Genomic DNA, 23634 nt, shown 5'->3' with positions numbered 1-23634 from the left:
TCGAAGGAGACCCGATCGCCGTGTCCCGACCCCTCGTCGCCGTCGTCGGCGCCTCGCCCCGCAACTTCTGGACCACCTGTGCCCTGCACAACCTCCGCACGCTCAACCCGGACCTCGACGTCGTCCCGGTGACGCCCAACCACGAGACCATCGCCGGCCTGGCCACCGTCCCCGACGTCGCCGCTCTGCCGGTCACCCCGCGCGCCGCGATCGTCGCGATCCGGCGGGAGGCCGCCGTCGAGGCGGTCCGCGCGCTCACCGCCGCGGGCACCCGCGACATCGTGCTCGTCACCGACGGCTTCGGTGAACGCGACGACGTCGGCAGGGCGCTGCAGGCCGAGCTGGTGGAGATCGTCTCCGGCACGCCGACACGGTTGTGGGGCCCGAACTGCGTCGGGTTCGCCGACTTCGCCGAGCGCGTGTGCGCGGTGGCCGAGCCCGCGTGGCTGGAGGCGAGGCCGGGACCGGTGTCGATCGTGTCGCAGAGCGGGGCGCTGCTCTCTGCGTTCCTCGCCGCCGCAGCGCAGGAGAACCTCGGCGTGGACTTCTGTGCCTCCACCGGGAACGGCGCGGTGCTCGGCGTCCCGCAGGCGCTGGAGCTGGCGCTGCGCCGCGACACCACGAAGGTCGTCTGCGTGTACCTGGAGGGCGTCTCCGAGCAGCAGCTGCCCGCGTTCGTCTCCGCGTTCGACTACGCCCGGGAGGTGGGCAAACAGATCATCGTGCTCAAGTCGGGCGTGTCCGAGCGCGGCCAGCGCGCGGTGCTGTCCCACACCGCGAGCATCGCGGGCACCGATTCGGTGTTCTCCGAGCTGCTGCGTGAGCACGGAGTGCTGCGGGCCGACGGCGTCGACGAACTGCTGCGCCTGGCGACGTTGTGCCTGCTCGGCGTCAAGTCCGGCCGCGAGCGCGCGGTGTCGGTGCTCGGCGGTTCCGGTGGCGCCGCCGCGCTCTGCAGCGACCTGGCCGACAAGCACGGCGTCAACCTCACCGTGTTCGCCGACGCCACCGTGGAGAAGATCCGTGAGCTGGCCGGGCCGGGCTCCTTCATCGACAACCCACTCGACGTGATCGGCGTGAAGCGCCGCGAGGGCGACGAGAGCATCAACGGCACCGTGTTCAAGGACCCGAACACCGGTCTGGTCCTGCTGCCGTGGAGCGTGCAGTTCCCCTCGGAGACGGACCACGAGTCGGTGCACACGTGGAACTGGGGCGATCTCGCCCGGCTGTCCACGGACAACGAGATGCCCTTGATTATCAACTCGATGGCCCCGGTGCCCGACACGGAGTTCGTCCGAGGCTACCGCGAACGGCACCCGCACGTGGCCGTGCTGCACAACCTCCGGCTCACGTTCTCCGCGCTGGCCAAGCTGTTCCCGGCGGGCGAGAAGGAGGCGAAGGCGCACGACGTCGGCACCGACGCCAGGGTGCTGAGCGAGGCGGCGTCCCGCGACCTGGTCGCCGCCGCGGGCGTGCCGGTCGTCCGCGGCGTCCGCGCCGCCGCGGACGAGCTGGCCTCCGCGGCCGCTGGGCTGCGGCCGCCGTTCGCGGTGAAGGTGCTCGCCCCGATCAGCCACAAATCCCGGATCGGCGGGGTCGCCCTCGGCATCGCGCAGACCGGCGACCTGCCGGCGACGGCCAAGGAGATCGAGTCCAATGTGGTCGCCGCCGGGCTTTCTCCCGAGGACATCGAGGGCTATCTGGTCGAGGAGATGGTGTTCGGCCGGGAGGTGCTCGTCGGCCTCAACACCGATCCGGTGCTGGGCCGCTACGTCGTGGTCGGGCTCGGCGGCACGGCGACCGAGCTGGCCAACCGCTCGCTCACCCGCAGGCTGCCCCTGCGCCCCGAGGAGGCCGAGCACCTGCTGGCGGAGGTCGGCGTCACCGGGCACGCCGCCGCCGTCGACGCGCTGACCCGCGTGTGCGAGGCGTTCACCGGCCCCGCCCTGGGGGAGTACGAGACGGTGGAGATCAACCCGCTGATCGTCACGCCGACGGAGTGCTGGGCCGCCGACGCTGTCGCGACCAGGTTCGGCTGACCGGGCGGTCACCGGCGGCGGCTCACAGTGCCGTGTAGCCGCCGTCGATGACCAGCTCGGTACCCGTGACGTAACGCGACTCGTCGGACGTCAGGTACAGCACGCCGTAGGCGACGTCGAGCGGCTCACCGCGGTGACCCAGCGGGATGGCCGCCAGCGTGCGCTCGTTGTACCGGCGCGCGGCCTCGGTGACGTCGGCGCGCACGGAGGCGGTCGAACCGGTCTCGATCGAGCCGGGATGCACCGAGTTGACGCGGATGCCGCGTGACGCGTAGGTCGCCGCGTCCGCTTTGGACATCAGCCGAACGGCACCCTTGCTGGCGTGGTAGACCGGCAGCATCGAGTTGCCCACGAGCCCGTACATCGACGACATGTTGACGATGCTGCCGCCCTCGGGCATGTGCGGGACCGCGTGCTTGGTGCACAGCCAGGTGCCGCGGACGTTGACGGCGAAGACGTCGTCGAACTCCTCGGCGGTCACCTCGTGGGCGGGCTTGCGCGGGCCCGCGATCCCGGCGTTGTTCACGAGCACGTCGATGCGGCCGTGTGCGGCCACGACGCGCCGCATCGCCCCGGCCACCTCGGTCTCGTCGCGGATGTCCACCTGCCACAGCCCGTCGTCGCCTGCCGGGGTGACGTCCAGCCCGATCACGGTGCCGCCGTGCTCGGCCAGCAGCCTCCGGATCGCGGCACCGAGTCCCGCCGCGGCACCGGTGACCACGCAGACCTTGCCCGCGACCCGCTCGCCGCCGCTCATGCCGGCCGCGCCGAGATCGCCGAGCGGCCACCGTCCACCCGGATCACCTGCCCCGTGAGATAGCTCGCGGCGGGGGAGGCCAGGAAACACGCGACCGCGGCCACCTCCTCCGGCAGGCCCATGCGGCCAAGGGGCATGGTTCGCTCCCAGCGGTGCCGCGCGGTATCGTCGGACCACGCGTCGTCGTTGATCGCCGTGCGGACGAATCCGGGGTTGACGGCGTTGACGGTGACGTTCTCCGGAGCGAGCTCCGCGGCGAGCTCCCTGGTCAGAGCCACGACGCCGCCCTTGGACGCGGTGTAGGCGGGGTAGGCGTAGCCGCGGTCGGCCGCGCCGGAGCCGATGTTGACCACGCGTTTCGCGCCCGCCGTGGCCGGGTCTGTGAGGTACGGCAGCGCCGCACGCACCACGCGGAACGTGCCGGTGAGGTTGATGTCGAGCACCGACTGCCAGGTTTCCCAGCTGGTGTCCCGGATTCCCGCGCGGGCGAGCACGCCGGCGGCGTTGACGACGACGTCGATGCGGCCGCGCCACCGCGCGGTCTCGGCCACCGCGGCCTCGACCTCCGCGTCGTCGCGCACGTCGCACCGGAGCGCGAGGGTCTCGCCGGGGCGGCAGTCGCGCACCGGCCCGGCGTCGTCGCGGTCGAGGAGGGCGACGTCCAGCCCCTCGCCGCTGAACTGCCGGGCGATGGCGGCGCCGATCCCCGATGCGGCACCGGTGACAACGGCGACCCGCCGGTCTTCTCCCTTCATGACAACGACCTCTCCGTCCATCGTCCACAGTGGAGGAACAGCAGCGAAAGCCTCTTGACTCAAACATGACGCGTGCGTCATTGTCAATGCTATGACCGCGCTCGACGACCTGCTCGCCCGCGCCGAGATCACCGACGTGCTGTGCCGGTACGCGCACGCGATCGACCGGGGCGACCGGGCCCTCGCCCGCACGTGCTACCACGCCGACGCCACCGACGACCACGGCCGGTTCAGCGGCACCGTGGACGAGCTGTTCGCGTTCTTCGAGTCCTACGGTGCGACGCTCGCGAGCACCTACCACTTCCTCGGCGTGCCCACGATCGCGCTGGCCGGGGACCGGGCCGAGGTGGAGACGTACTGCCTCTACCGCAGGGAATTCAAGGACCCCGGCGCCGAAGCGGTGTTCCAGGGTCTGCGCTATTTCGACGTGTTCGAGCGCAGGACGAGCCGCTGGCTGATCGCCCGGCGCACGGTGATCCTCGACTGGGAACACGCGGCCCCGCCGGGCCCGGCCACGCCGAGCCCGGCGAGCTGGAAGCGGGGCGCCCGCGGCGAGGCGGACCCGGCCGCGTCGCTCACGCGCGCTCTCGCCGCCGGCTAGGGCTGCAGTGCCTCCACCACGGTTTTCGTGGCCTCGGCGAGGAGAGCGTTGTCGTGCTCGGCCTCCTTCTCGGAGCGGCTCGACATGAGCGCGAGCACGATCGGGGCGCGGTCCGGCGGCCACACGACGGCGATGTCGTTGCGCGTCGCGTAGTCGCCGTTGCCGGTCTTGTCGCCGACCACCCAGCCGTCCGGCACCCCGGCACGGATCAGCTCGTCGCCGGTGAGGTTGCGGCGCAGCATGTCGACGAAGATCGCCCGCTTCTCGGCGGTCAGCGCGTCGGCGAGTGCGTAGGCGCGCAGGGTGCCCGCCATCGCCCTGGGCGTGCTGGTGTCACGGATGTCGCCGGGTGTGGCCTCGTTGAGCTCGGGCTCGTAGCGGTCGACGTGCGTGGTCTCGTCGCCGACCTCGCGCAGCGCGGCCTGCAGGCCCTTCGGGCCGCCCAGTTCGCGCAGCAGCAGGTTGCCCGCCGTGTTGTCGCTGTAGCGCACCGCGGCGTCCATCACCTCGCGCAGGGGAAGGCCCGCCCCGGCGTGCTTCTCGGTGACGGGGGAGTAGGTCACCAGGTCGGCCTCGGTGTAGGGCACCACCACGTCGAGCTCGGCGACCGTGCGCTCGCTGAGCAGGGCCGCGGTGGCGAGCGCCTTGAACGTCGAGCAGTAGGCGAAGCGCTCGCCGGCTCGGTGCGCGATCTCCCGGCCGGTGCCGGTGTCGATCGCATAGACGCCGAGCCGCGCGTCGAACCGCTGTTCCAGCTCGCCGAACTCGCGGTGGGCCGTGGCTGCCGCCGCCGTGCTCGCCGCCGGGGCGGACGACGCCGCCGACTCGCGAACCGGTGGTTCGCCACTGGCGGTACAGGCGGTGAGCGCCAGCAACGCGACGGCGGCGGCCGCGAGGCGACGGGTGGACTGGATGGGCACTAGTGGTCCTCTCGATCTTGCGGGTCGTGCCACGCCAGTCTCCCGACCTGCGGTGATCGCGTCCAAGGCGGATCCCGGCCGTACCCATACCGTGCGGGTATAGAGCCAGGTGCCGCCCTGCTCTCGTCCGGCGCACGTTCCGCCATCGCGGGCACAATCCAGATAAGGTGCAATGGAACGTAATCATCATCAGAGATATCGGTGGTGTCATGGGACGACTCGGCGTGGACGATCTCGAGGCGATGCAGGGCGCGCGGCTGGCCAGGGGCGGGCAGGCGGAACTGCTGGACGCGCAGACCGAGTGCACGTTCGTGTTCGCGGGGGAGCACGGATGGCCCGGCGGCGTCGTGATGAGCTACGTCGAAGTGGAGGGAACGTTCTGGCTCACCGCCGTGGAGGGACGCGCGCACACGAAGGCGCTCGCCCGCGATCCCCGGGTCACGCTGGTGGTGTCGAACGCCGGAACCGGGCTCGAGGGCAGGCGGATGCTGGCCATCCGCGGTGTGGCGACCGTCCATCGCGACGCGGAGACGAAACGCTGGTTCTTCGAGCGGTTCACCGCGCGGCATCAGCCGGACGCACGGGAGGCGTTCACGCGGGTGCTCGACAGTCCGAACCGCGTGGTCTTCGAGGTGCGGCCCGTGGCGGTGGCCGCGAGCCACGACTCGCGCCGGATCGAGGGCAACGGTCGCGGGGCGGGCTGAGCCGGCGTGGGTACCGTGGCTGCCATGAGCGAGCGGGCGGCGGTGGAGATCGTGACGCTGGTGATCTCGCCCGTGCACGCCTACGAGGGCCGCCCTTCGGAAGGCCCACGGCCCGATCCCGGGCCGGTGAGCCGCGAGCGCGTGGAGGTGCGTGCCGGGCTCGGCCTGGTCGGTGACCGCTACTTCAACCACCGGGCACACCGGCAGGCCGCGGTCAGCGTGTTCGCGGCCGAGTCGCTCGACGACGTCGAACGCGAACTCGCGCTCGCGAGCCGGCTCGATCCCTCGTTCGTCCGGCGCAACATCGTGCTGCGCGGGTTCCCCGTCGACGGGCTCGCCGCTCGCCGCGGCCGGCGCGGCGCCGTGTTCAGCCTGGACTCGGGGGACGGGCCGGTGCGGTTCCGGGCGCACCGGCCCGCGAACCCGTGCGCGTGGATGGACGTCGTGCTGGCGCCGGGCGCGTTCCGTGCGCTGCGCGGCCGGGGCGGCGTGCGCTGCGTACCCCTCGACGACGGCGCCCTCCGCCGCGGCGAAGCCACCCTCACCCTCCTGCCCGAGGACTCCTAGCTCAGCGGGGAGCCCGCGCCGGGGAACTCGTCGAACACGAGCCACGTCCGGGTCGCCCGCACGCCGTCCACGGCCTGGATCCGGCCCAGCACCACGTCGCGCAGGGTCGCGTTGTCGGGGGTGCGGACCAGCAGCAGCACGTCGACGTCGCCGCCGACCAGCGCGATGTGCTCGACGTGGGGGATCGCCCCCAGCGCGTCCTTCAGCGCCCGCCACGCCGTCTGCTCGACGGTGACCAGCACGTAGGCGCTGGTGCCCAGTCCGGCTCGCTGTGGATCGATCCGCGCGGCGAAGCCGGTGACCACGCCGTCGCGCAGTAGCCGGTCCAGCCGCGAATAGGCGTTGGCGCGCGAGATGGACAGCCGCTCGGCCAGTGCGCGGACGGAGATCCGGGCGTCGTCGGCGAGCACGTCCAGCATGGCGCGGTCGACGGCGTCGAGTGCCGCCGCCGTTCGTCCAGCGGGCAGGGCCGTTGGCCGATCGGATCTGGACATGTTGTCGCCTCGTGCCTTCCATGTCGACCGTTTGTTGCTGATTCTGCCAGGTCATTGAACATCCGGTGTGTCACTGGGCAGCATTCTCGACACCGAGAACGACGGAAGGCGGTGTGGGATGGCTGCTCAGCCCCAGAACGTCACCGGTCTGCTGCCCGCTGGGGAGCCGGTCCGGTTCGTGGCCGAGGACGGTACCGCGGGCCCGCCTCCGGCCGGCTACGCCGAGCCGTCGGCGGAGCGGTTGCGGGAGGCCTACCGGCGGATGGTGCTGGGCAGGCGCTTCGACACGCAGGCCACGGCACTGACGAAGCAGGGCAGACTGGCCGTGTACCCGTCGGCGGCGGGGCAGGAGGCGTGCCAGATCGCCGCGGCCCTCGCCGTGCGCGAGGACGACTGGCTGTTCCCGACCTACCGCGACTCGATGGCGCTCGTCGCCCGCGGCCTGGACCCCGTGCAGCTAATGGAACTGCTGCGCGGCACCTGGCACTGCGGCTACGACCCGCACGCCACCTTCACCGCACCGCAGTGCACCCCGCTCGCCACGCAGACGCTGCACGCGGCCGGGCTCGCCGACGCGCTCCGGCGGCGCAGGGAGGAGCGGGTGGTGCTGGCGCTCATCGGCGACGGCGGCACGAGCGAGGGCGACTTCCACGAGGCACTGAACTTCGCCGCCGTGTTCGACGCCCCGGTGGTGTTCTTCGTGCAGAACAACGGATTCGCGATCTCGGTGCCGCTGGCCAAGCAGACCAGGGCGCCCGCGCTCGCCTACAAGGGCGTCGGGTACGGCATCGCCTCGGAACAGGTCGACGGCAACGACCTCGTCGCGGTGCTGTCGGTGCTCGACCACGCGGTCGCGCACGCCCGGCGCGGCGGCGGGCCGTTCCTCGTCGAGGCGCACACCTACCGGATGGACGCGCACACCAACGCCGACGACGCGACCCGCTACCGCGATGCGGCCGAGGTCGAGCGCTGGCGGGCCGCGGATCCGGTGCGGCGCCTGGAGAAACACCTGCGTGAGCGCGGGGTCCTGACCGAGGAGGACGTGGCCGCCGACGCGGCGGAGGCCGAGGAGTTCGCGGCCGGGTTCCGTGCCCGCATGAACGCCGAGCCCGAGGTGGATCCGCTTGAGTTGTTCGCGCACGTCTACGCCGAACCGACCCGTCAGCTGGCCGCGCAGCGCGAGACGCTGCGCGCCGAACTCGCCGCACAGGAGGGATGACGTGGAGCAGCTCACGATGGCGCAGGCGCTCAACGCCGCGCTGAGGGACGCACTCAAGCAGGACGACCGGGTGCTGGTGTCCGGTGAGGACGTCGGCCCGCTCGGCGGTGTGTTCCGGGTGACCGACGGGCTCACGCGTGACTTCGGCGAGGACCGGTGCTTCGACACACCGCTCGCGGAGTCCGGGATCGTCGGGCATGCGATCGGGCTCGCGCTGGGCGGGTTCCGGCCGGTGGTGGAGATGCAGTTCGACGCGTTCGCCTACCCGGCGTTCGAGCAGATCACGTCGCACGTGGTGAAGCTGCGCAACCGTACCCGTGGCCGGGTCGAGCTGCCTTTGGTGATCCGCATTCCCTACGCGGGCGGGATCGGCGGGGTGGAGCACCACTGCGACTCCAGTGAGGTCTACTACACCCACACGCCCGGCCTGAAGGTCGTGACGCCGGGTACGCCCCAGGACGCCTACGACCTGCTGCGCGACGCGATCGAGTCGCCGGATCCCGTGGTGTTCCTCGAACCGAAGTGCCGGTACTGGGCCAGGGAACCGGTGTCGTTCGGCCGCACCGGAACCCCGTTCGACAGGGCGGCGATCCGGCGGCGCGGCACGGACGTCACGCTGATCGCCTACGGCCCGATGGTGGCCACGGCGCTGGAGACCGCCGAGGCCGCGGCGGAGGAGGGCAGGGACATCGAGGTGGTGGACCTCCGCACACTGTCCCCTGTGGACGACGAGACGATCGTCGAGTCGGTGCGCCGCACCGGCCGCGCCGTGGTGGTGCACGAGGCGGCCGGGTTCTGCGGCTACGGCGCCGAGATCGCCGCGCGGGTGAGCGAGCAGTGCTTCCACCACCTGGCGGCGCCGGTGCTGCGGGTGACCGGGTTCGACGTCCCCTATCCGCCTCCGAAACTCGAGTCCGGTCAGTTGCCGAGCGTGGACCGGATCCTGGACACCATCGACCGCCTGCAGTGGGACGACGAGGTCGTGCTCGCGGCAGGGGGGAGCGTGCGCGATGCCTGACTTCCTGTTGCCGGACCTCGGCGAGGGCCTGACCGAGGCGGAGATCGTGCGCTGGCTCGTGGAGGTCGGCGAGGAGATCGTCGTCGACCAGCCCGTGGTGGAGGTGGAGACCGCCAAGGCGGCCGTGGAGGTGCCGGCGCCGTTCGCGGGTGTGGTCACGACGCGGCACGGCGAGGAAGGCCAGACGCTGACGGTGGGCTCACCGCTCATCACCGTCGAGCCACAGGGCGGTGGGCTCACCGAACCCGGCGTGGTGACGGAGAAGCAGGGCAGCGGGAACGTGCTGATCGGCTACGGCACACCCAGCGCCGCGCCCCGGCGGCGGCGTAGCGGGCGGGGCGCGGCGGTGCCGGACCGCCCCGCCCCGCGGCGGCCCGCCGTGATCTCCCCGCTCGTGCGGAAGCTCGCGCGCGAGAACGGGATCGACCTGGCCTCCGTGACCGGCACCGGACCCGCGGGCGTCATCCGCAGGACCGACGTCGAGGCGGTGCTCACCGCGCGAACGGCCGAGGTGCTCGCGCCGCGCGAGAACGGTGACGAGCGGCGGATCCCGTTGCGGGGACTGCGCAAGGCCGTCGCCGACAAGCTCAGTACCTCGCGCAGGGAGATTCCCGAGGCGACGGTGTGGGTGGACGCCGACGCGACCGAGCTGCTCGCCGCGCGGGCGGCGCTCAACGCGAAGGACCCCGCGCGGCCGGTGAGCGTGCTGGCACTGCTGGCCCGGTTCACGGTCGCGGGCCTGCGCCGCTACCCGGAACTGAACTCGCGTGTCGAGGGCGAGGAGATCGTCGTGCTCGGCGCGGTGCACCTGGGGCTGGCGGCACAGACAGAACGCGGTCTCGTGGTGCCCGTCGTGCCCGACGCCCATCGCCTGAGCACCCGCGAGCTCGCGGAGGCGATCGGCGCGCGCACCGCGGCCGCCAGGGAGGGCACGCTGAGCCCGGCGGAGCTGACCGGCGGCACCTTCACCGTGAACAACTACGGGGTGTTCGGTGTGGACGGTTCGGCCGCGATCATCAACCACCCCGAGGCCGCGATACTCGGCATGGGCCGGATCGTCGAGCGCCCGTGGGTGGTCGGTGGCGAAGTGGTGCCGCGCAAGGTGTGCCAGCTGACCCTGGCCTTCGACCACCGCGTGTGCGACGGCGGCACGGCGGGCGGGTTCCTGCGGTTCGTCGCCGACTGTGTCGAGTCGCCCCTGACCGCACTCGGGGAGCTGTGAGCAGCGGCGCTCAGAGCCCGGAGCGGTAGTCCTCGAGTAGTGCGCCGAGCCGCGCGACCATGAAGTCGTAGTAGGCGGCCATGTCGCGCAGCCTGCGTTGTTGCTGTTCGGCCAGTGCCCGGCCCTGGCGCTCGGTGCGGTGGGCGAGCTCCCGCAGCTGTTCGGTCTGGCGGAGCTGGTGCTGCAGGCAGCCCGCCCATGCGTCCGGGCGCCATTCATGGACGAAGTGCCGCGTTCCCGGTGCCTTGAACCGGCGGACGACCCCATTGGTGATCAGCAGCCGGGTCATCTCCGACACCGATCCCGCGCTGGCGCCGAGCTCGTCCTGCAGTTGCTGGACGGTCATCGGCTCCGCGCTGAGCAGCAGGACGGCCGCCGTCCTCCCAGCCATCGGAGGCCAGCCCATGGTCTGTCCGATGACGGTGGCGAAGTCGTCGGACAGGAGCTCGGCGACATCGGAGCGGGTGCTGGTGTCGGACACGCGAGCCTCGTTTCACTCCAAATTGAGAATTCACTATTGACTGAGAGTTGTTGCCGGGGTCATAGTACCGGACACCAGCGGCCGAATTCTGGCTGCCGCTGAGGATTCCCGGAGGTCCGGCATGACGAAGAACGGCTGGGACGTGATCGTGGTGGGGGCGGGCTCCGCCGGAGCACCGCTCGCCAGCAGGCTCGCGGCGAGCGGACGGCGGGTGCTGTTGCTGGAGGCAGGGCCGGACTGGCGTTCGGCCGAACTGCCCGAGGTGTGGCGCTCGCCGAACCCTGTGCGCGCGCTGCTCGACCCCGCGGCGACCGGGAAGCTGGTGTGGCCCGACCTGCTGGCGACCAGGACCGACAAGCAGGACGCCGCTCTGTACTGGCGGGGCCGGGGGACCGGTGGCAGCTCGTCGATCAACGGTCAGATCGCGATCCGCCCGCCGATGGAGGACTTCGCCGACTGGGTCGCCTGGGGTTGTGACGGCTGGTCGCCGGAGGACGTGCTGCCGTACTTCAGCCGCTCAGAGGACGACGAGCAGTTCGGCGACGCCCCCTACCACGGCCGGGGTGGTCCGACGCCGATCCACCGGATGCCAAGGGACGCCTGGGGTTCCGTCGACACCGCGTTGCGCGCGGCCGCGCTCGGAGCCGGTCACGCCTGGGCGGAGGACGTCAACGCGCCCGGCGCGACCGGTGTCTCCCCGTACCCGATCAACTCGCGAGAGGGCAGGCGGGTCACCGTCAACGACGGCTACCTCGAGCCCGCGCGCGACCTGGCGAACCTGACCGTCCGCGGTGATGCCCTCGTCGACCGCGTGCTGATCAGCGGTGGCCGGGTGGTGGGAGTGCGGTACCTGACCGAGGACGGCCCGGCGGAGGAACGGGCGGACCTCGTGGTGCTCAGCGCGGGCGCCGTGCACTCCCCGGCCGTGCTGCTCCGCTCCGGGATCGGTCCCGCGGGCCCGCTGCGCGCACTGGGCATCGACGTGGTCGCGGACCTTCCCGTGGGACAGGGGCTGCAGGACCACCCCATGGTGGGCGTCGCGATCCCGCTCAACGAGGAGGCGGCCATCCGCACCCCGGACGACCGGCACACCAACGTCTGCGTCCGCTACACGAGCGACGGTCCGGACGCGCAACCGCTGGACATGATGTTCGTGTCCCTCAACCAGAACGTGCTGTCCATGGAGACCGCCGACCTGCGCTTCGGGGCCGGTGCGTTCGGAGTGTGGGTCAACCAGGCGTTCTCGCGCGGAACGGTGAGCCTGACGTCGCCGGACCCCACAGCCCAGCCCGAGGTGCGCGAGGCGATGCTCTCCGACGAACGCGACCTCGCCCGGCTGCGCGCCGGGATCCGGGCACTGGTGGAGCTGGCCCGCGGCGACGCGGTGGCCGCGATCGCGGACGGGCCGGTCGACCGCGTCAACACCACGCTGCTGTCGGTGCTGGACGACGACGCGCGGCTCGACGATCACCTGCTCGCCACCGCCGCCGACGCGCAGCACGCCACCAGCACGTGCCGCATGGGCGACCCGGGCGACGCCAGGACCGTGGTGGATCCGGAGTGCCGCGTCCTCGGTGTGGACGGGCTCCGGGTGGTCGACGCCTCGATCCTCCCGTCCGTTCCCCGCGCCAACACCAACCTCACCGCGATCATGGCGGGCGAGCTGATGGCCGACCGGATCGCGCGCGCATGACCACCACAACCCCCAGCTGCCAAGGAGACAAGCCCGTGACGATCCTGCGCAACCACATCGGCGGCCGGTGGGAGCCCTCCGCCACCGACACGGTCGGCGGGCTGGTGAACCCCGCGACCGGCGAGGTGATCGCGCACTGGCCGGCAGGCTGCGCCGCCGATGTCGACCGCGCCGTGGCGGCGGCCACGGCCGCGCAGCGGTCCTGGGCCGCCCTCACGCTCGATGAGCGGCTCGGCCACCTGGAAAGCGCGGCGGCCACGATCGCCGAGCACGCCGGGGAGCTCGCCGAGCTGCAGTGCCGCGAGATGGGCAAGCCGGTGGCCCTCGGCCGGACCTTCATCGAGTCCGGGGTCGCCGCGCTCCGCGGCGCCTGCGCGGAGGCGCGGACGTACTCCTTCGACGTCACCACCGAACACGACGACGGCAGCCGCACCAGGGTCCTGCGCCACCCGCTCGGCGTCACCGCGCTCATCACGCCGTGGAACTTCCCGGTCCTGAATGTCCTGATCGCCCTCGGCCCGCTGCTCGCCGCGGGAAACACCGTGGTGCTCAAGCCTTCGGAGCGGTGCCCGCTGTCAGTGACCAGGCTCGTGGAGCTGCTCACCCTGCCGGACGGCGTGCTCAACCTCATCCACGGCGACGGCCGTGCCGGGGCGCCGCTCGCGGCCCACCCGGGTGTCGAGCTGGTGCACTTCACCGGCTCGGTCGCGGCGGGCAGAGAGGTCGGTGCGGCAGCGGGCCGTGGCCTGCACCGGGCGATCCTCGAGCTGGGCGGCAAGGACCCGGTCATCGTGGACGCCGGCGTCGACCCGGTCGCCACCGCGCAGGCCGTCGCGTTCGGCGCGTTCGTCAACTCCGGCCAGATCTGCACCTCGATGGAACGCATCTACGTGCACGCCGAGGTCGCCGAGGAGTTCGTCACGGCACTCTGCGAGGCGGCCGCCACCTACACCACCGGCGACGGGCACGACGCCAAGACCGTCCTCGGCCCGCTTGTCGACGGCCGCCAGCGGGACGTCGTGCACCGGCACGTGACCGATGCCGTCGAGCGCGGCGCGACCGTGCGCGTCGGCGGCGCGATCCCGCCGGGCCCGGGGTTCTTCTACCCCGCCACCGTGCTCACCGGAGTGGACGAGTCGATGCTCGTGCTGCGGGAGGAGACGTTCGGGCCGGTCGCTCCCGTCCAGGTCGTCGCCTCGTGGGAGGAGGCGGTGGAGAAGGCGAGCCGGTCGTCGTTCGGGCTCGCGGCGACCGTCTACACGCGCGATCCGGCGCACGTCGCCGGGGCCGCGTCGATCCCGGCCGCGGTGACGTGGGTGAACGAATGGCAGGGCGGCGGTCCCGGCCGCGTGTACGAGCCCGCTCGGGACAGCGGGATGGGCGCCACCGGCGCGCACGCGGCCTACGACGCCGCGACGCGTCCGGCGACCGTCCACGTGGCCGCGTCGTGACCCCACCGACGGCGTCCGGTGCCGCCAAGCGCGACATCGCCGCGCGGGTCCGGGCGGCGGAGGACGATCTTCTCGCGCTGTCCCATCGCATCCACGCCAACCCGGAGCTCGCGTTCGAGGAGACGCTCGCGAGCGGCTGGGTCGCCGAGGCCCTGAGCCGCGGTGGTCTCACGGTCGAGCACGGGTGCTACGACCTGCCCACCGCGGTCCGCGCCACGGCGGGAAGCGGACCCTGCCACGTCGTCGTGTGCGCCGAGTACGACGCCCTGCCCGGGATGGGTCACGCGTGCGGCCACAACATCATCGCGGCGGCTGCCGTCGGGGCCGGGCTCGGCCTCGCCCCCGTGGCCGACGACCTGGGGCTCACCGTCACCGTCCTGGGCACACCTGCCGAGGAGGGCGGCGGTGGCAAGGTGCTGATGCTCGACCGCGGCGCGTTCGACGAGGCCGACGCCGTGCTGATGGTGCACCCCGCCGCGCAGGAGGCGGCAAGCTGGCGTGGGTCCGCCGTCTCGGTGCTGGACGTGACCTACCGGGGCCGCCCCGCGCACGCGGGCGCGCATCCCGAGCGGGGCGTCAACGCCGCGGACGCGATGACCATCGCGCAGGTCGCCATCGGCCTGCTGCGCCAGCAGACCCGTGACGGCGACCGCGTCCACGGCATCATCACCGAGGGCGGCGCGGCGGCGAACGTGATCCCGGACCACACCACCGGCAACTGGATCGTCCGCTCCGACAGCGTCGCGGAACTGGCCTCGCTCAAGGAACGGGTGCTCGCGTGCTTCGAGGCCGGTGCGGTGGGCTCGGGCTGTGAGCTGACGGTGGAGCCCACGTGCCCCGACTACGCCGATGTCGTGCACGACGAGGCCATCGTGGCGCTCTACCGGGCCAACGCCGAGGCGCTGGGCCGGCGCTTCCCGGCCGGGGGCACGCTTGCCGGGGCGGCGACGGACCTGGGCAACGTCTCGCACCGCGTCCCGGCCATCCATCCGATGCTGGGCCTCGACTGCCTGCCCGCGGTCAACCACCAGCCCGAGTTCGCCGCCGCCTGCGTCACCCCGGCGGCCGACCGTGCCGTCCTCGACGGGGCCATCGCGCTCGCGTGGACCGCCGCCGATCTCGGATCGGGGTACTCCGCGACAAGATCGTGACCGGTTCGTGCATTTCGTCCGGAAGGATGGCCTGGTCGCGCGTCTGCGTGAGGGGACTGACGAAGGGCACGTACATGGGAAGAAGGCTGTTCGCCGCCGGTGTCAGCGCGCTCGCGCTGACCGTGACCGGGTGCGCCCAGGACATCGGGGGCACACCCGGCGTGGCGGACGACCGGGTGCAGAGCCTGGTCCGCGCGGCGGAGCGGAGCACGGCCGAGTTCGCGTCGGCCAGGTTCTTCCTGAACATGGACGTGGGTGCGATCTCCATGACCGGCGAGGGTTCGGGGACCTTCGCGGGGAAGGAAATCGCCATGGAGCTGGTGTCCACCATGGACATGACGTCGATGGGTGGCGAGTCCTACAGCTACGAGATGCGCATGCTCGGCGAGACCCTCTACCTGCGGATGCCACCGGAGCTGGCCGGCCCCGCGGGCCTGCCCACCGACACGCCGTGGCTCTCGGCGTCCTACGAGGACTTCGTCGGCCTGCGGCTCGACATGGACCGGATGATCGAGACGAGCGACCCCACCAAGCAGTTGGAGCTGCTCGCCGGCTCGGGTGAGATCGTCAATGTCGAGCACAACCAGAAAGTGGACGGGCGGGACACCACCAAGTACGTCATCGACGTCGACTACGAGCAGCTGCTGGAGCAGCAGGGCATGACCGCGGACCCGGCCATGCTCCCTGACGGTGTCGAGCTGGGCAGGGTGCCGGTCTCAGTGTGGATCGACGGCCGCGACCTGCCGTTGTTGATCGAGATCGACATGCGCGACGCCGTGGCGCGGACGGCAGGGGAGGAGCTACCGGGGATGTTCGTGAGCGACGCGCTCCTCTCGATGAAGTACTACGACTGGGGCGCACCGGTGTCCGTGGAGGCGCCGCCCGCCGGCCAGGTCGGCGAGTTGCCTGCGAAGTGAGCCCGGGGGCGACTCACGCGCCGTTCTTGAGCTGATCGGCGAGGCTCCACAGCAGCGGTAGCCCGTCGTCCTCTCCGGAGTAGTCGTCGGCCTTCGCGTGCAGCGGCCCGACGGTGGCCTGCCAGCGCACGTTCGCCGGGTGCTCACGCAGGGCGTGCCGCATCGCCCGATAGTCCTCGACCTCGATGAGGTGGAACAGGTGGGTCCCGTCGCGCCAGATCCGCCAGTCCGTGACGCCGTTCTCGGCCAGTGCCGCGGCGACGTCGGCGGGGATGCTCGCGTGCACGGCCTCGTAGTCGGGCTCCGCGCCCGGCTTGAGTTGTGTGTGCAGGGCGATCTGGGGCATGCGTCGGTCCCTTCGGTTCAGGCGCGGGTTTTGGGCTCGCCGGTGGACGAGCGCACCACGAGCGTCGGGGCCAGCACCTCACGCGATCCCGGCTCGTCGCGGTAACCCGAGGCGATGCGATCGGCGAGCCGGTCCACCGCGCGCTGCCCGATCCGCTCGGGATGAGCGTCCACTGTGGACAAGGAAGGTGCGGTGAGCTCGCAGAACGAGACGTTGTCGAAACCGATCACGGACAGCTCGCCCGGTACCTCGATGCCGCGCTTCGACGCCTCGGCGAGCACGCCGACCGCGATCCAGTCCACGGCGGCGAACACCGCGGTGGGCCGTTCGGCCTCGGGCAGCTCCATGAGCGCGCGCACGGCTTCCCGGCCGCGTTCGGGGTCGGGAAGCCGTGCGCCGCCCAGCAGCGGCAGCGGTTCGAGCCCGTGTGCGCGCAGCGCGTCGCGGTATCCTTCCGCGCGCTGGGCGAAGTCGAGCACCGTGAGCGGTCCGGGGATGTGCGCGATCCGCCGGTGCCCGAGCTCGACGAGGTGGTCCACCGCGAGCCGTGCGCCCTGCCGGTTGTCGATGACGACGGAGTCGATCTCCGGTGCGGCGATGTGCCGCCCGGCGAGCACCACCGGAATGCCTGCCCTGCGCAGTGCCTGAACCTCGGCGTCCTCGGCGTGCGCGCTCGTGACGATGACGCCGTCGGCGCCGCTCTTGAGCAGGCCCTGGAGGAGCTCGCGTTCCCTCGGCTCGTCGTTGTCGGCGATGGCGAGCAGCGTGCCGAGCTGGTGCGGGGCGGCAGCGCGTTCGATACCCGCGAGCAGGTCCGCCTGGTAGGGGTTGGCGATCGAGGGGACCAGCACACCGACGAACCGGGACCGCCCGCCCACGAGCGCGCGCGCCGAGCCGTTCGGCCGGTAGCCGAGCTCGGCCACGGCGCGCTCGATGCGTTCCCTGGCGTCGGCCGAGACGTACGGCGTGGAGGTGAGGTACTTCGACACCGTCGACTTCGACACTCCCGCCCGCGCGGCCACGTCGCGGATGGTGACCGAATCCTTTGCCACGAAGCGCCTCCCGACATCTCACCCTTGACTCGACGATTGTACGCACGCATAGTGGACCGGTCCCTTAGGAAACCGTTCCACTATCGGTGAGGACACACTTTCCATGACGACAACGCAGTCGGATCCGTCGCTTCGCGCCACCGTGCTGACCGCGCCGGCGACGTTCTCCACGACCCCGGCCGTGCCGTCGAGACCTGCCTCCGGCGACGTGCTCGTGCGGGTCGCCGAGACCGGGCTCTGCGGCTCGGACGTGACGATGTACCTGGGCAGGCACCCCGTGAACCGGCCGCCGCTGACGCTCGGCCACGAGTTCCACGGCGAGCTGCTCAGCGCGGGGGAGGGCACCCGCGCCCGGCCCGGCGACGCCGTCGCGGTGTTCCCCGCGCTCAGCTGCGGCCGGTGCGTGAGCTGCCTGCGGGGAGCCACCAACCTCTGCCCGGACATGGGCATCGTCGGCGCGCAGCGCCCCGGCGCCCTCGCCGGGGTGGTCACCGTGCCCGCCGCGAGCGTGCTGCCGATCGACCCCGCGACCCCGCCGGGGCTGCGCGTGCTGATCGAACCCCTCGCCGTCGCCCTGCACGCGGTGAGCAGGGCAGGCCCGGTCGCGGGGCAGCGGTGCGCGGTACTCGGCGCGGGTGCCATCGGCACGCTCGTCGCACTGGTGCTGCGGCACCGCGGCGCCAAGGCGGTGCACCGCGTCGACACCGACGCACACAAGCTCTCGCTGGTCGGCACCGGCACCGCGCACCACGGCGACGGCCGCCCGCTCGCGGAGCTCCTCGGCGGCGAGTACGGCGAGCTGGACGTGGTCTTCGACTGCGTCGGCTCGGCCGCGCTGGCTGACCAGGCGCTCGGCGCCGTGCGTCCCGGCGGCACCGTCGTGCTCGTCGGTGTGCAGCACGGCGCGCTCGCGCTGGACGGTGTGGGCCTCCAGCGCGGCGAGCGGGCCGTGGTCGGGGTGCAGCTCTACGTCCTGGCCGACTTCACCGAGTCCATGCGGCTGCTCGCGCACGAGCCCCTGTTCTCCGGCCTGCCGGAGTCGCTGATCCGCCGCAACGCGGTGAGTGACGTGGCCGAGGTCTTCGACCGGCTCGCCCGCGGCGCGAGCACCCACCTCAAGGAAACGATCGTGTTCACAGCAAAGGAGAACCCGTGCTGATCCGAGCCACAGTGGACGCCTGGAAACCCGCGGCGGAGGAACCGGCCGACCTCGTCGAGGAGGTCCGCGACCTCGCCCTGTTCATCCGGCGCGAGACCGTCCGCCTGATCGGCATCGCGAAGAGCGGTCACTTCACGAGCGTCTTCTCGTGCGCTGAGCTGCTCGCCGCGCTCTACTCCGGCGTGCTGCGCGTGAGCGAGGACCCGGCGTGGCCCGACCGCGACCGGCTGATCCTCTCCAAGGGCCACTGCGCCGTCGGCCTCTATCCGGTACTGGCCAACCTCGGCTACTTCCCGCACGAGTGGCTCGACACCTACACCAGGGTCGGCAGCCCGCTCGGCGACCACCCCGACATGCGCAGGGTGCCCGGGACGGATTTCTCCTCCGGCTCGCTCGGCCACGGCCTCTCCATCGGCGCGGGCATGGCGCTCGGCAACCGCATGGCGGGCCGCGACGACAGCCGCGTGTGGGTGCTGACGGGTGACCAGGAGCTCAACGAGGGACAGATCTGGGAGGCGGCGCAGGCGGCGAGCCACTACCGGCTGGGCAACCTCGTCGCCGTCGTCGACCGCAACCAGATGGGCCTCGACGGCACCACGGAGGAGGTGATGAGTGTCGAGCCGATCGCGGGCCGCTTCGAGAGCTTCGGCTGGGAGGTCACCGAGCTCGACGGGCACGACGCGCGGGGAGTGCTGTCGGCCTTCGCCGCCGTGGGCAGCGAACCCGAGGGCAGGCCGAAATGCGTCATCGCCAACACCCGCAAGGGCAGGGGAGTGCCGTACATGGACCTGTCCCGCACCTGGCATCTGGGCTACCTGGAGCCCGCCGACGCCGAGAAGACGCTGAGCCTGATCGAGAGGGTCTGACATGACGAGCGACATCACCGAACGCGCCTGGACTCCGGAGCAGGACGGGTCCTGGGATCTGGCCACCTCGTACCGGCTGTGCGAGTCCTTCGTGGCAGGCCAGGTGCTCGCGGACCTCGCCGACCACGACGACCGGATCGCCGTGCTCACCGCGGACCTGAAGTTCTCCAACCGCACCCGCGACTTCGAGCTGCGGCATCCCGACCGGTTCGTCAACACCGGGATCTGCGAACAGAACATGGTCTCGATGGCCGCCGGGATGGCCACGTGCGGCTACGTTCCCTACGTCGCGACGTTCGCGTCGTTCATCGGGCTGCTGTGCGCGGAGCAGATCCGCACCGACCTGGCGTATCCGAACCTGCCGGTGCGGATCATCGCCCACCACACCGGGATCTCGCTCGGCTTCTACGGCACGAGCCACCACGCCACCGAGGACATCGGCATCACGCGCTCCATCGCCAACCTCACGGTGCTGGGGCCCGCCGACGCCGTGTCCCTCGGTGAGGTGCTGCGGCAGACCGTGGACGTCGAGGGCCCGGTCTACTTCCGCATCGGCCGGGGCCGGGACGAGGACGTCTACGGCCGCACGGGCGCCCGGTTCGAGTTCGGCAGGCTCACCACCCTGCGTGAGGGCACCGACGCGGCGATCGTCGCGACCGGTGTGACGCTCGCGCCCGCCCTGCGGGCCGCGGAGGAACTGGCCCGGGAAGGCGTGTCGGTGGCGGTGGTCGACGCCCACACGCTGCGTCCCTTCGACGCCGAGGGATTGTGCGAGCTGGCGTCGCGGGTGCCCAGGATCCTCGTCGCCGAGGAACACAACGTCTACACCGGACTCGCCTCGGCCTGCGCCGACGCGCTGGTCGACGGCGGGGTCGGCGGAGTGCGGCTGCACCGGCTCGGCCTGCCCGTCGATGAATACGCCCTGATCGGCCCGCCCACCCGGCTGTACGAGCACTACGACCTCGACACCGCGGGGATCGTCCGCCGGATGCGGAACCTGCTCGCGTGAACCCTGCTCATGCCCGACCCTTTCAACGGAGAAAGGACTCGACATGCCCGACACCCCTGCTCCCGCCGGAACGGACACGACCGGCGGGGGTGTGACCGTCGCCGACGATCCGCACCGCCGCCGCTACCTGCGCAAGGTGGCGCTCACCAGTTCCGCCGGCGCGATCGTCGAGTGGTACGACTTCTTCCTGTACGCGGCCGCCGCGTCGATCGTGTTCGACAAGCTCTTCTTTCCTTCCCTCGATCCCACCGCCGGGCTGCTGGCCTCGCTCGCCACCTACGCCGTCGGGTTCGTGAGCAGGCCGATCGGCGCGCTGCTGTTCGGCAACCTCGGTGACCGCGTCGGCCGCAAGTCGATGCTCGTGTGGACGATGGCCATCATGGGCGGCGGCACGTTCCTGATCGGCTGCCTGCCCGGTTACGACACCATCGGCGTGGCGGCCCCGATCCTGCTGATCGTCCTGCGGGTGGCGCAGGGCCTCGGTCTCGGCGGCGAGTACGGCGGTGCCGTGCTGATGGTGGTCGAGAACGCGCCGGACCGGCGTCGCGGCTTCTACGGCAGCCTCGTGCAGATCGGCGTGCCCGCCGGCATCATCCTGTCCTCGGCCGCGATGGCCGTGGTGACCTCGCTCGACGAGGACGTGCTGCTGTCGTGGGCGTGGCGGGTTCCGTTCCTGCTCAGCGCGCTGATCATCATTCCGGCGGTCGTCATCCGCTCACAGCTGCACGAGACACGGTTCTTCCGCGCCGCCCGGGACTCGGCCGCCAGTCGGAGGGCGCCGATGGCCGAGGTCGTGACGAAGTGGTGGGGCACCTCGCTGAAGGTGGTGGGAGCCAGGATCGCCGAAAGCGCGAACCTGTTCATCTTCGCGACGTTCCCGGCCACGTTCATCGGCAGCTTCACCGACATCCCGCACCCGGAGTCGGTGGTGCTCACCGGCTCGCTCATCGGCGCGGTGCTGTCGCTGGCGCTGCTGCCCGCGTGCGCCACGCTGTCGGACCGGATCGGCCGCAAACCGGTGTACCTGGCAGGGGCCGCGGTGATGGCGGTGGACGGGCTGATCTTCTTCGAGCTGGTCAAGACAGGCAGTGCGCCGATGATCTGGCTCGGCACGATCATCGCCTACGTCGCGATGTCGCTCATGTACGGTCCGCAGGCGGCGTACTTCTCCGAGCTGTTCCCGACGAACATCCGCTACTCCGGTGTCTCGCTCGGGCAGCAGTTCGGCGGCGTGCTCGGTGGGTCGCTCGCGCCGATCATCGTCGTGTCGCTGCTGAACGTCGCAGGTGAGGGGGTGTACTGGCCGGTGGTCGCCTACATCGTCGGGATCGCCGCGATCACGGCGTTGTCGGTGCTCCTGCTGCCGGAGACCCGGCGCAGGAAGCTCGGCTGAGATCGTTTCAGCGATTTCAAATATTGACATGCCGTTTCAACGAATCTAGCTTGGGTGACCGAAACCACAGTCTCGGCCGACGCCGGTGGAGGTCACGTGTATCTGACTGCTGACGAAGAGGCCATGGCCGCCGGCTCGGACGGTCCCGCCGTGAAATGGGCGATGGACTACCAGCTGGCGGTCGGTGGCTTCTTCGGGGCGCGCCGGCTCGTTCCCGTGCGCAGCGCCCACGCTCACTGCGATGGCGAGGCGCTGGGCGAGCCCGGCGTCCGCTTCCTGGAGCAGCTCGCCGACCAGGGCGCCCGCGCCCGCATCCCGCTGACCCTCGATCCGCGCTCGACCGACTTCTCGTGCGCGCTCGACATCGGGCAGACCCAATCCATTGTGGATACCGAAAGGCGCATCCTGGCCGCGATGGCGCGCATGGGTGCGCTCACCACCAACACGTGCATCAACTACCAGACCGTGGACGTCCCGCACGGGGGCGAGCATCTGGCCTGGGGCGACACGGGCACCGTCATCTACGCCAATGCCGTCGCCGGTGCGCGCAGCAACTTCGAGGGCGGCCCCGCGGCACTCGCGGCGGCGCTCACCGGGCGGGTTCCCGCGTACGGCTTCCACCTCGACGAACACCGGCGCGGCACCGTGCTCGTCGAGCTGGCCGACCAGCCGCGGGACAGCGCCGACTGGGGCGCCGTCGGCTGTCTGGTCGGCCGCCGGTTCCCCGGCTACTGGGAAGTGCCGGTGATCGACGGCGCCGAGCGGAGTCCCTCGCCGGACGAGGTGAAGCAGCTGGGCGCGGCACTCGCGAGCTACGGCTCCCACGCGATGTTCCACCTCGTCGGCGTCACGCCGGAGGCACGGACCCGCGCGGACGCGTTCGGGGACAACGAGCCCCGCGAGCGCCTGGTGATCGACCGCGCCGCGCTGGACGGGGCCTACCGCGGCTTCGTGCCGGAGCGGGAGGGGCCCGACGTCGTGGTGTTCGGCACCCCGCAGCTGTCGGTGTTCGAGCTGGCGGAGCTGGCCGCCTTGTTCGAGGGGCGTCAGGTCGCCGGCCCGGTATACGCGACGACGAGCGCCGCGGTGCTGAGATCGGCGGAGGAGTACGGCTACGCCGAGACGCTGCGCGCCGCGGGGGTCCGGCTGCTGAGCGGCGTCTGCTACTACCTGATGACCGCGCGGGAGCTGGGGCGGCGCAACGGGTTCCGCACGCTCGTCACCAACTCGGCGAAGCTCGCCAACATCATCGAGGGCTACGGGTACAACCCCGTCTTCCGGCCCACCGAGGTGTGTGTCGACGCCGCCGTCACCGGCCGGATCGCGGGGTGAGGACCATGACAGAGCTCATCGGCGCCGTCGGGTTCGGCGACGTGGTGGAGGCACCGGCACTGGTGTCGAACGACGCGTTCAGCGCGCGCTACGACCTCGACCACGACACGGGCGTGATCAGCCGCGAGTCCCACGACCTCTGCGGGCAGTCGATCGCGGGCAGGATCCTCGTGGTGCCCACCGCCAAGGGCGGCACCGCGACGGGCTGGCGGCTGCTGGACCTGCAGAGCCGGGGGCTGGCACCGGCCGGGCTGGTGTTGCGGACGACGAACCCGGTGCTCGTGCAGGGTGCCGTGTTCGCGGGCATTCCGATCATGCACGAGCTCGAGCCCGACCCCGTGACGTCGATCGAGACGGGACAGCTGCTGCGGCTGATCCCGGGCGAGGGGCGCGTGGAGACGCTCGGCGGAGGCTGACCCGACACCGCGGGGGGCAAGGGGGAGACGGCAGGCAGGTGAAGAAACCCGACCGGTCAATGAGGACGGAGT

At 71.7% G+C, this 23634-nt stretch carries 24 protein-coding genes; 17 read left to right on the top strand and 7 right to left on the bottom strand.

Annotated elements, in window-relative coordinates:
- Window positions 1-20: 20 nt before the first annotated feature.
- Window positions 21-2039, top strand: a complete 2019-nt coding sequence (locus BA062_RS12875) for an acetate--CoA ligase family protein (RefSeq protein WP_110336277.1) — start codon at window positions 21-23, stop codon at window positions 2037-2039.
- A 22-nt stretch (window positions 2040-2061) separates the two neighbouring features.
- On the opposite strand, the gene BA062_RS12870 is transcribed toward BA062_RS12875, so the two are convergent.
- Both BA062_RS12870 and BA062_RS12865 read right to left on the bottom strand, forming a co-directional pair.
- Window positions 2062-2796: an SDR family NAD(P)-dependent oxidoreductase gene (locus BA062_RS12870; protein ID WP_110336276.1), complete on the bottom strand. Its 735-nt coding sequence runs from the start codon at window positions 2794-2796 to the stop codon at window positions 2062-2064.
- Window positions 2793-3551, bottom strand: coding sequence for an SDR family NAD(P)-dependent oxidoreductase (locus tag BA062_RS12865; protein WP_168213932.1), 759 nt, complete (start codon window positions 3549-3551; stop codon window positions 2793-2795). The genes BA062_RS12870 and BA062_RS12865 overlap by 4 nt, the downstream gene beginning before the upstream one ends.
- A 91-nt stretch (window positions 3552-3642) precedes the next feature.
- On the opposite strand from BA062_RS12865, the gene BA062_RS12860 reads away from it, so the two are divergent.
- Window positions 3643-4152, top strand: a complete 510-nt coding sequence (locus tag BA062_RS12860; RefSeq protein WP_110336274.1) for a nuclear transport factor 2 family protein — start codon at window positions 3643-3645, stop codon at window positions 4150-4152.
- Here BA062_RS12860 and bla read toward each other — a convergent pair.
- Entirely contained in the window at window positions 4149-5072 is a 924-nt protein-coding gene (gene bla, locus BA062_RS12855; RefSeq protein WP_110336273.1) for a class A beta-lactamase, read from the bottom strand. The genes BA062_RS12860 and bla overlap by 4 nt on opposite strands.
- Window positions 5073-5281: 209 nt before the next feature.
- On the opposite strand from bla, the gene BA062_RS12850 reads away from it, so the two are divergent.
- Both BA062_RS12850 and BA062_RS12845 read left to right on the top strand, forming a co-directional pair.
- Window positions 5282-5776, top strand: a complete 495-nt coding sequence (locus BA062_RS12850; RefSeq protein ID WP_110336272.1) for a pyridoxamine 5'-phosphate oxidase family protein — start codon at window positions 5282-5284, stop codon at window positions 5774-5776.
- Window positions 5777-5800: 24 nt separating this feature from the next.
- Complete coding sequence (locus BA062_RS12845) at window positions 5801-6343, top strand: MOSC domain-containing protein (protein WP_110336271.1); 543 nt, start codon at window positions 5801-5803, stop codon at window positions 6341-6343.
- Here the strand turns inward: BA062_RS12845 and BA062_RS12840 are convergent.
- The gene (locus BA062_RS12840) at window positions 6340-6837 is read right to left on the bottom strand and encodes an Lrp/AsnC family transcriptional regulator (protein ID WP_110336270.1); all 498 of its coding nucleotides are present in this window, start codon (window positions 6835-6837) and stop codon (window positions 6340-6342) included. The two genes, BA062_RS12845 and BA062_RS12840, sit on opposite strands and share 4 nt — an antisense overlap.
- A 118-nt stretch (window positions 6838-6955) precedes the next feature.
- On the opposite strand from BA062_RS12840, the gene pdhA reads away from it, so the two are divergent.
- From pdhA to BA062_RS12825, 3 genes are read left to right on the top strand one after another with little or no spacing between them, the layout of a single operon-like run.
- Window positions 6956-8056, top strand: coding sequence for a pyruvate dehydrogenase (acetyl-transferring) E1 component subunit alpha (gene pdhA, locus BA062_RS12835; RefSeq protein WP_110336269.1), 1101 nt, complete (start codon window positions 6956-6958; stop codon window positions 8054-8056).
- A 16-nt stretch (window positions 8057-8072) separates the two neighbouring features.
- The gene (locus BA062_RS12830; protein ID WP_110337299.1) at window positions 8073-9074 is read left to right on the top strand and encodes an alpha-ketoacid dehydrogenase subunit beta; all 1002 of its coding nucleotides are present in this window, start codon (window positions 8073-8075) and stop codon (window positions 9072-9074) included.
- Window positions 9067-10296, top strand: a complete 1230-nt coding sequence (locus BA062_RS12825; RefSeq protein ID WP_110336268.1) for a dihydrolipoamide acetyltransferase family protein — start codon at window positions 9067-9069, stop codon at window positions 10294-10296. The genes BA062_RS12830 and BA062_RS12825 overlap by 8 nt, the downstream gene beginning before the upstream one ends.
- Before the next feature lie 10 nt (window positions 10297-10306).
- On the opposite strand, the gene BA062_RS12820 is transcribed toward BA062_RS12825, so the two are convergent.
- Window positions 10307-10777, bottom strand: a complete 471-nt coding sequence (locus BA062_RS12820; protein ID WP_110336267.1) for a GbsR/MarR family transcriptional regulator — start codon at window positions 10775-10777, stop codon at window positions 10307-10309.
- Between the two features lie 121 nt (window positions 10778-10898).
- Between BA062_RS12820 and BA062_RS12815 the strand changes: the two genes are divergently transcribed.
- From BA062_RS12815 to BA062_RS12800, 4 genes are all read left to right on the top strand, one after another.
- Window positions 10899-12470: a GMC family oxidoreductase gene (locus tag BA062_RS12815; protein ID WP_110336266.1), complete on the top strand. Its 1572-nt coding sequence runs from the start codon at window positions 10899-10901 to the stop codon at window positions 12468-12470.
- Between the two features lie 35 nt (window positions 12471-12505).
- Window positions 12506-13921, top strand: coding sequence for an aldehyde dehydrogenase family protein (locus BA062_RS12810; protein WP_210406828.1), 1416 nt, complete (start codon window positions 12506-12508; stop codon window positions 13919-13921).
- Window positions 13918-15072, top strand: coding sequence for an amidohydrolase (locus BA062_RS12805; protein ID WP_210406901.1), 1155 nt, complete (start codon window positions 13918-13920; stop codon window positions 15070-15072). The genes BA062_RS12810 and BA062_RS12805 overlap by 4 nt, the downstream gene beginning before the upstream one ends.
- Before the next feature lie 74 nt (window positions 15073-15146).
- Complete coding sequence (locus tag BA062_RS12800; RefSeq protein ID WP_146240031.1) at window positions 15147-15989, top strand: SCO4651 family lipoprotein; 843 nt, start codon at window positions 15147-15149, stop codon at window positions 15987-15989.
- 13 nt (window positions 15990-16002) lie between these two features.
- Here BA062_RS12800 and BA062_RS12795 read toward each other — a convergent pair whose 3' ends face one another.
- Together BA062_RS12795 and BA062_RS12790 are read right to left on the bottom strand one after the other, a co-directional pair.
- Window positions 16003-16335, bottom strand: a complete 333-nt coding sequence (locus tag BA062_RS12795) for an L-rhamnose mutarotase (RefSeq protein WP_110336262.1) — start codon at window positions 16333-16335, stop codon at window positions 16003-16005.
- Between the two features lie 17 nt (window positions 16336-16352).
- Complete coding sequence (locus BA062_RS12790) at window positions 16353-17387, bottom strand: LacI family DNA-binding transcriptional regulator (protein WP_110336261.1); 1035 nt, start codon at window positions 17385-17387, stop codon at window positions 16353-16355.
- Window positions 17388-17490: 103 nt separating this feature from the next.
- Between BA062_RS12790 and BA062_RS12785 the strand changes: the two genes are divergently transcribed.
- The 6 genes from BA062_RS12785 to BA062_RS12760 are packed head-to-tail and all read left to right on the top strand — an operon-like array spanning window position 17491 to window position 23562.
- Window positions 17491-18546, top strand: a complete 1056-nt coding sequence (locus tag BA062_RS12785; protein WP_110336260.1) for a zinc-dependent alcohol dehydrogenase — start codon at window positions 17491-17493, stop codon at window positions 18544-18546.
- The gene (locus BA062_RS12780; protein ID WP_245959795.1) at window positions 18540-19412 is read left to right on the top strand and encodes a transketolase; all 873 of its coding nucleotides are present in this window, start codon (window positions 18540-18542) and stop codon (window positions 19410-19412) included. The genes BA062_RS12785 and BA062_RS12780 overlap by 7 nt, the downstream gene beginning before the upstream one ends.
- A gap of 1 nt (window position 19413) precedes the next feature.
- On the top strand, window positions 19414-20421 hold the full coding sequence (locus tag BA062_RS12775) for a transketolase family protein (protein ID WP_110336259.1): 1008 nt from the start codon (window positions 19414-19416) through the stop codon (window positions 20419-20421).
- Window positions 20422-20464: 43 nt separating this feature from the next.
- Window positions 20465-21814 carry an MFS transporter gene (locus BA062_RS12770; RefSeq protein ID WP_110336258.1) on the top strand — a complete coding sequence of 450 codons (1350 nt, stop codon included), beginning with the start codon at window positions 20465-20467 and terminating at the stop codon, window positions 21812-21814.
- Window positions 21815-21868: 54 nt separating this feature from the next.
- Window positions 21869-23146: an aconitase X gene (locus BA062_RS12765; protein ID WP_210406827.1), complete on the top strand. Its 1278-nt coding sequence runs from the start codon at window positions 21869-21871 to the stop codon at window positions 23144-23146.
- Between the two features lie 5 nt (window positions 23147-23151).
- The gene (locus BA062_RS12760; RefSeq protein ID WP_110336257.1) at window positions 23152-23562 is read left to right on the top strand and encodes an aconitase X swivel domain-containing protein; all 411 of its coding nucleotides are present in this window, start codon (window positions 23152-23154) and stop codon (window positions 23560-23562) included.
- Window positions 23563-23634: the final 72 nt, after the last annotated feature.

The sequence above is a fragment of the Prauserella flavalba genome (assembly GCF_003202235.1).
In the GTDB taxonomy this organism is placed as follows: Bacteria; Actinomycetota; Actinomycetes; order Mycobacteriales; family Pseudonocardiaceae; genus Prauserella_A; species Prauserella_A flavalba.
Note: the sequence above shows the minus strand (reverse complement) of the source record. Positions and strands in the feature narration are given on the sequence as shown.

Coding starts and splice junctions, on each gene's coding strand:
- BA062_RS12870 (WP_110336276.1), bottom strand. CDS start 2,796: ATGAGCGGCGGCGAGCGGGTCGCGGGCAAGGTCTGCGTGGTCACCGGT.
- BA062_RS12865 (WP_168213932.1), bottom strand. CDS start 3,551: ATGAAGGGAGAAGACCGGCGGGTCGCCGTTGTCACCGGTGCCGCATCG.
- BA062_RS12860 (WP_110336274.1), top strand. CDS start 3,643: ATGACCGCGCTCGACGACCTGCTCGCCCGCGCCGAGATCACCGACGTG.
- BA062_RS12850 (WP_110336272.1), top strand. CDS start 5,282: ATGGGACGACTCGGCGTGGACGATCTCGAGGCGATGCAGGGCGCGCGG.
- BA062_RS12845 (WP_110336271.1), top strand. CDS start 5,801: ATGAGCGAGCGGGCGGCGGTGGAGATCGTGACGCTGGTGATCTCGCCC.
- BA062_RS12840 (WP_110336270.1), bottom strand. CDS start 6,837: ATGTCCAGATCCGATCGGCCAACGGCCCTGCCCGCTGGACGAACGGCG.
- pdhA (WP_110336269.1), top strand. CDS start 6,956: ATGGCTGCTCAGCCCCAGAACGTCACCGGTCTGCTGCCCGCTGGGGAG.
- BA062_RS12830 (WP_110337299.1), top strand. CDS start 8,073: ATGGCGCAGGCGCTCAACGCCGCGCTGAGGGACGCACTCAAGCAGGAC.
- BA062_RS12825 (WP_110336268.1), top strand. CDS start 9,067: ATGCCTGACTTCCTGTTGCCGGACCTCGGCGAGGGCCTGACCGAGGCG.
- BA062_RS12815 (WP_110336266.1), top strand. CDS start 10,899: ATGACGAAGAACGGCTGGGACGTGATCGTGGTGGGGGCGGGCTCCGCC.
- BA062_RS12800 (WP_146240031.1), top strand. CDS start 15,147: ATGGGAAGAAGGCTGTTCGCCGCCGGTGTCAGCGCGCTCGCGCTGACC.
- BA062_RS12795 (WP_110336262.1), bottom strand. CDS start 16,335: ATGCCCCAGATCGCCCTGCACACACAACTCAAGCCGGGCGCGGAGCCC.
- BA062_RS12785 (WP_110336260.1), top strand. CDS start 17,491: ATGACGACAACGCAGTCGGATCCGTCGCTTCGCGCCACCGTGCTGACC.
- BA062_RS12775 (WP_110336259.1), top strand. CDS start 19,414: ATGACGAGCGACATCACCGAACGCGCCTGGACTCCGGAGCAGGACGGG.
- BA062_RS12770 (WP_110336258.1), top strand. CDS start 20,465: ATGCCCGACACCCCTGCTCCCGCCGGAACGGACACGACCGGCGGGGGT.
- BA062_RS12760 (WP_110336257.1), top strand. CDS start 23,152: ATGACAGAGCTCATCGGCGCCGTCGGGTTCGGCGACGTGGTGGAGGCA.